The organism is Frateuria defendens, assembly GCF_001182895.1.
GTDB lineage: Bacteria > Pseudomonadota > Gammaproteobacteria > Xanthomonadales > Rhodanobacteraceae > Frateuria_B > Frateuria_B defendens.
Map to the genome: position 1 here is coordinate 1 of NZ_LFQR01000038.1, position 8,353 is coordinate 8,353.

Annotated in this window: 9 protein-coding genes; 7 read left to right on the forward strand and 2 right to left on the reverse strand. The window is 62.7% G+C overall.

Features of this window, described 5'->3' with window-relative positions; all coding sequences use genetic code 11:
* Nucleotides 1–3: 3 nt before the first annotated feature.
* Together ACH65_RS19715 and ACH65_RS21155 are read right to left on the reverse strand one after the other, a co-directional pair.
* Complete coding sequence (locus tag ACH65_RS19715) at nt 4–1,038, reverse strand: hypothetical protein (protein ID WP_153242498.1); 1,035 nt, start codon at nt 1,036–1,038, stop codon at nt 4–6.
* A gap of 177 nt (nt 1,039–1,215) precedes the next feature.
* Entirely contained in the window at nt 1,216–1,638 is a 423-nt protein-coding gene (locus ACH65_RS21155; protein ID WP_082190167.1) for an energy transducer TonB, read from the reverse strand.
* Between the two features lie 339 nt (nt 1,639–1,977).
* Here ACH65_RS21155 and ACH65_RS06070 point away from each other — a divergent pair, with 339 nt between their 5' ends.
* The 7 genes from ACH65_RS06070 to ACH65_RS06100 all read left to right on the forward strand — a co-directional run bounded on the left by ACH65_RS06070 (nt 1,978) and on the right by ACH65_RS06100 (nt 8,260).
* Nucleotides 1,978–3,027 (forward strand): bifunctional nicotinamide-nucleotide adenylyltransferase/Nudix hydroxylase, encoded by a 1,050-nt coding sequence (locus ACH65_RS06070; protein ID WP_049621693.1) that lies wholly within the window; start codon nt 1,978–1,980, stop codon nt 3,025–3,027.
* Between the two features lie 61 nt (nt 3,028–3,088).
* A complete protein-coding gene (locus tag ACH65_RS06075; protein ID WP_049621694.1) occupies nt 3,089–4,507 on the forward strand; it encodes a nicotinate phosphoribosyltransferase in 1,419 nt (472 codons plus the stop codon).
* A 22-nt stretch (nt 4,508–4,529) separates the two neighbouring features.
* Complete coding sequence (locus ACH65_RS06080) at nt 4,530–5,561, forward strand: SPFH domain-containing protein (protein ID WP_049621695.1); 1,032 nt, start codon at nt 4,530–4,532, stop codon at nt 5,559–5,561.
* Nucleotides 5,562–5,565: 4 nt separating this feature from the next.
* On the forward strand, nt 5,566–6,078 hold the full coding sequence (locus ACH65_RS20530; protein WP_049621696.1) for a hypothetical protein: 513 nt from the start codon (nt 5,566–5,568) through the stop codon (nt 6,076–6,078).
* A gap of 331 nt (nt 6,079–6,409) precedes the next feature.
* Nucleotides 6,410–6,817: a GFA family protein gene (locus tag ACH65_RS06090; protein WP_049621697.1), complete on the forward strand. Its 408-nt coding sequence runs from the start codon at nt 6,410–6,412 to the stop codon at nt 6,815–6,817.
* Between the two features lie 129 nt (nt 6,818–6,946).
* The gene (locus tag ACH65_RS06095) at nt 6,947–7,804 is read left to right on the forward strand and encodes an EamA family transporter (RefSeq protein WP_049621698.1); all 858 of its coding nucleotides are present in this window, start codon (nt 6,947–6,949) and stop codon (nt 7,802–7,804) included.
* Nucleotides 7,805–7,888: 84 nt separating this feature from the next.
* Nucleotides 7,889–8,260: a nuclear transport factor 2 family protein gene (locus ACH65_RS06100; RefSeq protein WP_049621699.1), complete on the forward strand. Its 372-nt coding sequence runs from the start codon at nt 7,889–7,891 to the stop codon at nt 8,258–8,260.
* Nucleotides 8,261–8,353: the final 93 nt, after the last annotated feature.

An 8,353-nucleotide genomic window follows, 5' to 3' on the forward strand; every position in this document is an offset into this window, starting at 1 on the left:
AGATCAGAGCATCCCTAGGAAAGTAGAGCGTGATCCGTCGATGCCTACGGGTTCAACATAACCCATAACAGTTGTTCCGCCATTTTCCTGGGATGGCGTCAGCGTGGTGAGGGTGTCGTCGTCTGTATCGCGTATGGTCAACTGCTGACCATATTGATGAGAAGCGAGAGACTCGCCGATTTCCAGGGATGTTCGGCTTGATCCATCGGGACTGATCGTAAGGCCAAGCGAAACGTAGCTGACATTCAACCATCCGCCGGTGACGAGGCTCGCAGCCTCCATTGCGCCGGAATAGTAGTAACTCGCGTAGTCGATGGTGGATTGATCAGCACCAGAAGGTGACATCAGCTTGATGTAGTTGCCCACCGCTTGTGAGGACGTGATGTCAATTGAAAATCCGTCGTCCGAAAGCATAACTCCGGGGCGCGGTGCGTACGTGCCATCGGGCTGCTTAACAAACAGTCCATCTTTGAAGTAGTTCCTGGCGATAAGGTCCTGCAAGCCCGCGGGATTCGTCGAGTTGGCATTCTCATTGACTACGTCGTTCCAAGAGCGGATGTACGCTTGTCCCTCATCCGTGAAATTAAGCTGCGCATACTGATTCAGGAAGCTGTCTACTTGGGTTGCGCTGGATCCGCTAGAGAGGCCGCTATTGTCGAGGAGCACTTGTTGCTCAGCGGCAAGGTTGTCCGCATAGGTTGCGTGCGCAACTTCGTGACCGATAACGTCAATGAATCCCTCTAGACCAGCTTGATACGTGCTGCTGCCGGGAGCTGATTGCAGATCGGCCAGAAAAGGGGCCAATTCGCCGGCATTCATGACGATATTGCCTTGCTGGAAGGAAGTGCCACCAGTCTGATTATACGTGATGCCGGTTAACAATGACTCTGATGCAGCAGTATTTAGATCATTTAACAGCGTTGGGGATGCGTTAATAGCCAGTACGAGATTCTGATAAATGGGATCGCTTGCACCATCTGCAAAGCTTGATGCGAAATTATTAAGAATATCCTGTAACGCTGGATTGATGCCCGACATGCCTTGTCTCCTGGGACAGAGGGTGGCCCTTGAGATTTAAGGAGCCGAGGAAGGTATGGAAGTGGATTTCACGGCTTGCTCGACCCAGATGCCCCCACGTCCGGCGTCGCCTTGAATCGGGCACGTTTCGCCAGTAAGCCCGGCGAGCCAGGCCTACATTTGAACATTAAGAGATTGTCAGGGCGATTGGTGCGCTGGTAATTTGAAAATGACAGGAACTGTCACAAAGCACTTGCCATGTGTCGGCTCAAAGCTGGCGCAAGGGGTAAATCTCCGCCCCTTTACTATGCTGAGCGCTTCCAAATCCAACTCTCGAAAACCGCTTGTGCGATAGAGCTTGACCTGAACGACCTGACCTGTCTGGTCAAGCGCAGCTAGAACCTGGGGTCGCCCTTCATGGTGGTTCTGGACGGCTATTTCGGGATACGAGGGTGCCGTTATTTCTGGATAGTAATAGTCCGGATTTTCCGGCAATTGTGGTGACGTATCCGTGGGCTGCACGGGAGGGTGTACCCGGGACTGCTCAGGGGCAGGGAGTGCATGCAGATCAACGCTTGACATAGCGAGCACGCAGAGACATGCGTAAGCAAGCATCGACATATAGTGTCTCGCATCCTTTCCCACGATGGCTCTCCAAATCCTATGGATGACTGTTAGGCTGTCCCCAAGCTTGCTCGGTTGTCAATAGGTGCGGACCGGCGTTGACGTCGTCCCGGATCGCCGAGACGACGTTCTATGTCTGGAACGAAGCAGTACGCGAGCTTGGGCCAAGGTGCGCCATCACCATCGATTGGCCCGAGTGATCAACTTCGTCGGTGTGCGCACCGTGCATGGGGTTTGGTAATTGCTGGAGCCCATTGACTTCGCCAAAGCGTGGGGTAGCATTCGCCTCAACTTCTGGGACAGACCCGGAAGAGCCAACTACCGTGAGGGATTCTCATGGACTTCGACTACCTGGTCTTCATCGGCCGTTTCGAGCCCTTCCACATTGGGCATGCCGCCGTCGCTCGCCACGCGCTGAGCAAGGCGAAGAAGCTGATCTTCCTGATCGGTTCGGCCGACACCCCTCGCTCCATCCGCAATCCTTGGACCGTCGCCGAGCGCTCGGTGATGATTCGTGCCGCGCTGGACGACGCATCGGATCGACTGATCACCCTGCCGCTACGTGATCACCTCTACAACGAGGCCCAGTGGATCGCGACGGTACAGCGCAAGGTGAACGAGGCCATCCGTGAGGATGGGGGTTCGGTGGATAGCCGGATTGGCCTGATCGGCCAAGAGAAGGACGCCAGCAGCTACTACCTGCAGGAGTTCCCACAGTGGCCGCTGGTTGACGTGCGCCACACCGAGACGCTCTCGGCCACGGAACTGCGCCGCTACCTGTTCGAAGCCGGCAAGCTCGATTTCCATGGCGGCCTGCTAATGCTCCGGAGCAACGTACCCGCCCCGGTCTTCGAGATGCTCGAAGCCTTCCGGAAGAACGGCGGCGCTTTCGAACAGTTACTCAACGAGTACCGATTCATCGAAAACTACCGTGCCGGCTGGTCGGCGGCCCCCTACGCGCCAACCTTCGTCACCACCGATGCAGTGGTCGTGCATTCAGGCCACGTGCTGCTGGTCCGCCGTCGCTCGGAGCCCGGCAAGGGACTGTGGGCGCTGCCGGGTGGTTTTCTGCAGCAGAACGAGACGATCCTCACCAGTTGCCTGCGTGAATTGCGAGAAGAGACCCGCCTCAAGATTCCGGTGCCGGTGCTGCGTGGCTCGATTAAGAACCAACACGTCTTCGACCACCCGGATCGCTCGCTGCGTGGCCGCACGATCACTCATGCCTTCCATTTCGACTTCCCCGCCGGGGAGCTCCCGCTCGTGAAGGGCGGCGACGATGCTGACAAGGCGCGCTGGTTTCCGGTGAGCGAGGCGCTGGAGATGGGCCCGCAACTGTACGAAGACCACCTCTACATCCTGGAGTTTTTCCTCGGACGGGGCTGATCCCCTGTCTTCCCGCCGGTGGATAGACCGCCGGTTCACCTGACGCGAAGGAGCTTCCGTCATGCACTACCTCAATAACCTCCTCCTCAACACCGACAGTTACAAAGCCAGCCATTGGCTGCAGTACCCGCCCGGCACCGACCAGACCTTCTTCTACGTCGAGTCGCGCGGCGGCGAGTACGACAAGACGGTGTTCTTCGGCCTGCAGGCCATCCTCAAGGAATACCTGAGCGCCCCGGTCACCCACGCCGACGTGGACGAGGCGCGCGACTTCTTCGCCCTGCACGGCGAACCGTTCAACGAGGGCGGGTGGCGCCGCATCGTCGACGTCCATGGCGGGCGGCTGCCCCTGCGCATCCGCGCGGTGCCCGAAGGCAGCGTGGTGCCCACCCACCAGGCCCTCGTCACCATCGAGTCGATCGACCCGGAAGCCTTCTGGCTGCCGAGCTACCTGGAAACCCTGCTGCTTCGCCTGTGGTACCCGGTGACGGTGGCCACGGTCAGCTGGCACGTGAAGCAAACCTTGCGCGCCTACCTGGACAAGACCAGCGACGCGCCAGATGAGCAGTTGCCGTTCAAGCTGCACGACTTCGGTGCCCGTGGCGTCTCCAGCACCGAGTCGGCCGCCTTGGGCGGCATGGCCCATCTGGTGAACTTCCAGGGCACCGACACGGTGTCCGGTGTGCTGGCAGCCCGTCGTTTTTACGGCGCACCAATGGCCGGGTTCTCCATCCCAGCTGCCGAGCACAGCACGATCACCAGCTGGGGCCGCGACGGCGAGGTCGCCGCATTCCGCAACATGCTCACCCAGTTCGCCAAGCCCGGCACCTTGCTTGCCGTGGTGTCGGATAGCTACGACATCTACCGTGCCATCGACGAGCATTGGGGCAAGACGCTCAAGGATGAGGTGATTCGCTCGGGCGCCACGGTGGTCATCCGCCCCGATTCGGGTGATCCGGTGGAGGTGGTTCATCAGTGCCTGGTTCGCCTCGACGCCGCCTTCGGCAGCACGGTCAACGGTAAGGGCTACAAGGTGCTCAACCACGTGCGCCTGATCCAGGGCGATGGCGTCAATCCGCGCAGCATCGCGGCCATCCTCGAGCGCATCACCGCGGCCGGCTACGCCACCGACAACCTCGCCTTCGGCATGGGCGGTGCGCTGCTGCAGCACATGAACCGTGACACGCAGAAGTTCGCGCTCAAGTGCTCGGCCGCCCGCATCGACGGCGAATGGGTCGACGTCTACAAGGCACCGGCCACCGACGCTGGCAAAACCTCACAGCGCGGTCGGCTGGCGCTCCTACGGCACCGCGAGTACGGCACCTACAAGACCGTCACGGTCCCTGCCGACGTTCCTACCGTGGAGGCCTACCAGCCACCGGCCGGCTGGGCCCATGCACTGCAGACGGTTTGGGAGAACGGCCAGCTCGTCCGCGACTGGTCGTTCGATGAAGTCCGCGCTCGCAGCCAAATCATCTAACTCTCAAGGAAGGAGCACTGCCATGTTTGGATTTCGCTACGTCAAAGCCAGCCCCAGCACCTACCTGCTGCAATACAAGAACGGCAAGGCCGTGCGCGAGGGGACCGGTCTGTCCTTCTGGTACTTCGCGCCCAACGCCTCGCTGGTATCGATCCCGCTGGAAAGCGTGGATGCGCCCTTCATGTTCCAGGAGGTCAGCAGCGACTTTCAGGTGGTCACGGTGCAGGGTCAGGTGACCTACCGCGTGGCTGCCCCAACCACGCTCGCCGGCCTGATGAACTTCACCCTCAAACCGGACGGCAGCTACGTCTCCGAGGACCACACCAAGCTGCCGCAGCGTGTGGTCAACGCGGTGCAGGTGCAACTGCGCTCGGTGTTGCAGGGCAAGACCCTGCAGGAACTGCTGCAGGGCTCGGACCACCTGGTGAAGGCGGTCCGCGATGGCTTGCAGCGCTCGGAAGGTCTGCCCAGCCTCGGCCTCGAACTGGTCAACCTGGCGATCCTGGCCGTGAAGCCAAACCCGGAGACCGCCCGGGCGCTGGAAGCCCAAGTGCGCGAGCAGATCCTCAAGCAGGCCGACGACGCCACCTATGCGCGCCGGAATGCAGCGATCGAGCAGGAGCGCGCCGTGAAGGAGAACGAGCTCAACACCGAGATCGCGGTGGAGGCGAAGAAGCGGCAGATCCGCGAGGCGCAACTGGAGGCCGAGCAGGCCGAGCTCAGCAAGCGCCAGGCGATCCGCGACCAGGAGATGGCGGGACGCATCGCGATGGAAGAGAAGAACAAGGGACTGACCGCTCTGCGCAGCGACAATGCCCGCACCGAAGCCGATGCCAAGGCCTACGCCGTGGCCGCTACCATGAAGGCGGTGCAGGACATCGATCCACGGGTGCTGCAGGCGCTGATGGTAGGCCAGGCCGACCCTGGGGTGCTGATCGCCCAGGCGTTCCAGGGCCTGGCCGCCAATGCGGAACGGATCGGTGAACTCAACATCTCGCCGGACCTGCTGCAGCATCTGACCCAGGCGCGTCCGAAGCCGACGGCGAAGGCCTGAAGCCATGAACGCGCTCGATCAACGCATCGTATTGGTGACCCGGCACACCCGGTTGGAAGACCTGGTGGTGCGCTTCAACACCATCGAACAGGCGCGTTTCTACGTGGAGCACCTGGGCGCAGACTTCTCAGACTACGCCGAGGAGCACCGGGTCTATCAGCTGGCGGTACAGCGTGCCGAGACGATGCTCGCTCGCTTCGGCCGTGTCCAGCGGCTGGACCGCGGCTTCCTTGCGTTCTCTCGCTGCCGCGAGGGCTTCGATGGCTTTGCCGCTGTACTGTGGGCGCGCCTGCAAAGCATGAAAAGTCTGTTCGGCATCCATCGACTAGTCTCAGGCCCCGACCTCAGCTGGTCCACCATTGTCGATCTCAGCCAGGAATGTATTCGAGGCTTCTCAACCCCTGACCTTGATCGCCCCGACACCCTTCAATCGTTCCTTGACGCCGACAAGCACCTTGGCCGTCGCGCCTCCGAACTGCTCGATAGAGACCCACTGTTTATTCCGGTACGGCGTTAACGCCAACGTGATCACGCACGTCTAACCGTCCCCCAGCTTGACTCCGCGCGTCCAGCCAGAGGAAAAATGCCATTCTGAAAGCGGATCTAAAAAGAATTGAATATTTGAGCGCAATACCCTTTAAATGCAAAAAACCAATGGACAAAGAAAATTGCAAACCATTGTTTTTACGGAGCATCTCTAGGAATGGTCAAGCTGCATGTATTCAACAGACCTGAAGACATGGGGCGGCCCGGCGGCATGGATGGGTGCTCGAAGAATCCGTCCGCCCTGGCGACGGGCCACCTTGTCCCGCCCGGGCACCGCTCCAGAAGTTTAATGAGGCGAAACGATGCTGAAGACCTACCCGGGCCGCTGCCACTGCGGCGCCGTGCGCTTCGAGGCCGACGTCGACATCGCTGCCGGCACGTGCAAGTGCAATTGCACCTTCTGCGCGATGGGGCGCCTGTGGGTGGTGAATGCGGAGCCGTCCAGGTTCCGCCTCGTTTCGGGGCGGGATGCGCTCGCCGACTACCGGGGCGGCAACCTGGTCGCGCACCATTTCTTCTGCCGTACCTGCGGCATACGCCCGTTCGAGCGCATCGACATGCCCAACCTGAGCGGGTCCGTCTACTACAACGTCAATGTCGCCTGCCTCGACGGGGTCGATATCGATGAGCTTGTCGCGGCGCCGATCACCTATTGCGACGGCCTCCACGACAACTGGGACCATCCGCCCGTTGAAACGCGGCATCTCTGACCGCCGGCGGCGGGTGCGTCGCCGCGCTGGCGCGTGGCCCGGCCCCGCGGCAGGCCCGCCCGCCTGTCGAAGGCTCCGCGCGCCGTCGTTTTCGCACCTTCCCTCTTCCTTCGTTTCCTGGCAGGTTCCATGAGTTTCGTCCTGTTGAGTGTGCTGTGCAGCGTGCTGGTGTCGGTGCTGCTCAAGCTGGCACGCCGGTCCGGCCTGGACGTGGGCCAGATGGTGGCGTGGAACTACCTCCTCGCCGGCGCGCTGGTGCTGCTGACGATGCAGCCCGCGCTGGCGCCGCTGCACCAGCGCGGCGCGCCGTGGCCGGCGCTGGCCGGGCTGGGCGTGCTGCTGCCTATCATCTTCCTCGCGCTGGGTGCTTCGGTGCGCCACGCCGGCATCGTGCGCAGCGACGTGGCGCAGCGCCTTTCGCTGCTGCTCTCGCTGCTGGCCGCGTTCGTGCTGTTCGGCCAGGCGCTGACCACGACCAAGGCGGCGGGCATCGCCCTGGGCCTGGCCGCGCTGGCAGCGCTGGTGTGGCGCAACACGCCCGAGGCGCGCGCGGAGGGCGCGGCGGCGTGGCTGTATCCGCTCGCGGTGTTCGCCGGCTTCGGCGCCATCGACATCCTGTTCAAGCAGGTGGCGGCGGCCGGCGTGCCACTGGGCACCTCGCTGCTGGCGATGTTCGCGCTGTCGCTGGTGGTGGCGTTCGCGCTGCTGAGCGTGCGGGTGGCGCGCGGGCTGGCGCGCCTCGATCTGCGCAGCCTCGGCGCCGGCCTGCTGCTCGGCCTCTTCAACTTCGGCAACATCCTGTTCTACCTGCGCGCGCACCGGGCGCTGCCGCACGACCCCGCGCTGGTGTTCGCCAGCATGAACCTCGGCGTGGTGGCGCTGGGCACCGTGGTCGGCGTGCTGGGTTTCCGCGAGCGGTTGAGCGGGATCAACGTGGCGGGGCTGGCGCTGGCCGTGGTGGCGATCGGGCTGCTCGCGCGGGGCTGAGTGCGGCACCATGCTCTGCGCGCACTGGACGCCGCCGCCTTGCCGTGATGGGATGCCGGCTCTGCCTCGCCACCGGGACCGGCCATGCGCGCGCTGATCGAGCGTTACCTCGACGCCTACAACCGCATCGACGTGGACGCCATGCTGACCGCCCTGCACCCGGACGTGGTGTTCGAGAACTACACCGCCGGCGTGCTGAGCGTGCGCACCGACGGGCTGGACGAGTTCCGCAAATTGGCCGAGAGCACGCGCTACCTGTTCGCGCGGCGGCGCCAGACCGTCATCGCCTACGCCGAGCAGGGCGAATCGGCCGAGGCACGCATCTTCTTCGAGGGCAGCTTCGCGGTGGACCTGCCCAACGGCGTGCGTGCGGGGCAGTCGATCGCGCTGGAAGGGCGCAGCGAGTTCCGCCTGCGCGACGGGCTGCTGGTCTACATCGCCGACTACAGCGGTTGATCGGCGAGGCGTTGTCGCCATCGTAGGAGCGCGCCTTGCGCGCGACCGTGGCGTTGCGGCGCTGACGCTGCGTAGGCTTGTCGCGCGCAAGGC

Bases quoted from the DNA above. Each gene is read 5' to 3' on its own strand.
- ACH65_RS21155 (WP_082190167.1), bottom strand. From the start codon at position 1,638: ATGTCGATGCTTGCTTACGCATGTCTCTGCGTGCTCGCTATGTCAAGC.
- ACH65_RS06090 (WP_049621697.1), top strand. From the start codon at position 6,410: ATGCTGAAGACCTACCCGGGCCGCTGCCACTGCGGCGCCGTGCGCTTC.
- ACH65_RS19715 (WP_153242498.1), bottom strand. From the start codon at position 1,038: ATGTCGGGCATCAATCCAGCGTTACAGGATATTCTTAATAATTTCGCA.
- ACH65_RS06080 (WP_049621695.1), top strand. From the start codon at position 4,530: ATGTTTGGATTTCGCTACGTCAAAGCCAGCCCCAGCACCTACCTGCTG.
- ACH65_RS06095 (WP_049621698.1), top strand. From the start codon at position 6,947: ATGAGTTTCGTCCTGTTGAGTGTGCTGTGCAGCGTGCTGGTGTCGGTG.
- ACH65_RS20530 (WP_049621696.1), top strand. From the start codon at position 5,566: ATGAACGCGCTCGATCAACGCATCGTATTGGTGACCCGGCACACCCGG.
- ACH65_RS06070 (WP_049621693.1), top strand. From the start codon at position 1,978: ATGGACTTCGACTACCTGGTCTTCATCGGCCGTTTCGAGCCCTTCCAC.
- ACH65_RS06100 (WP_049621699.1), top strand. From the start codon at position 7,889: ATGCGCGCGCTGATCGAGCGTTACCTCGACGCCTACAACCGCATCGAC.
- ACH65_RS06075 (WP_049621694.1), top strand. From the start codon at position 3,089: ATGCACTACCTCAATAACCTCCTCCTCAACACCGACAGTTACAAAGCC.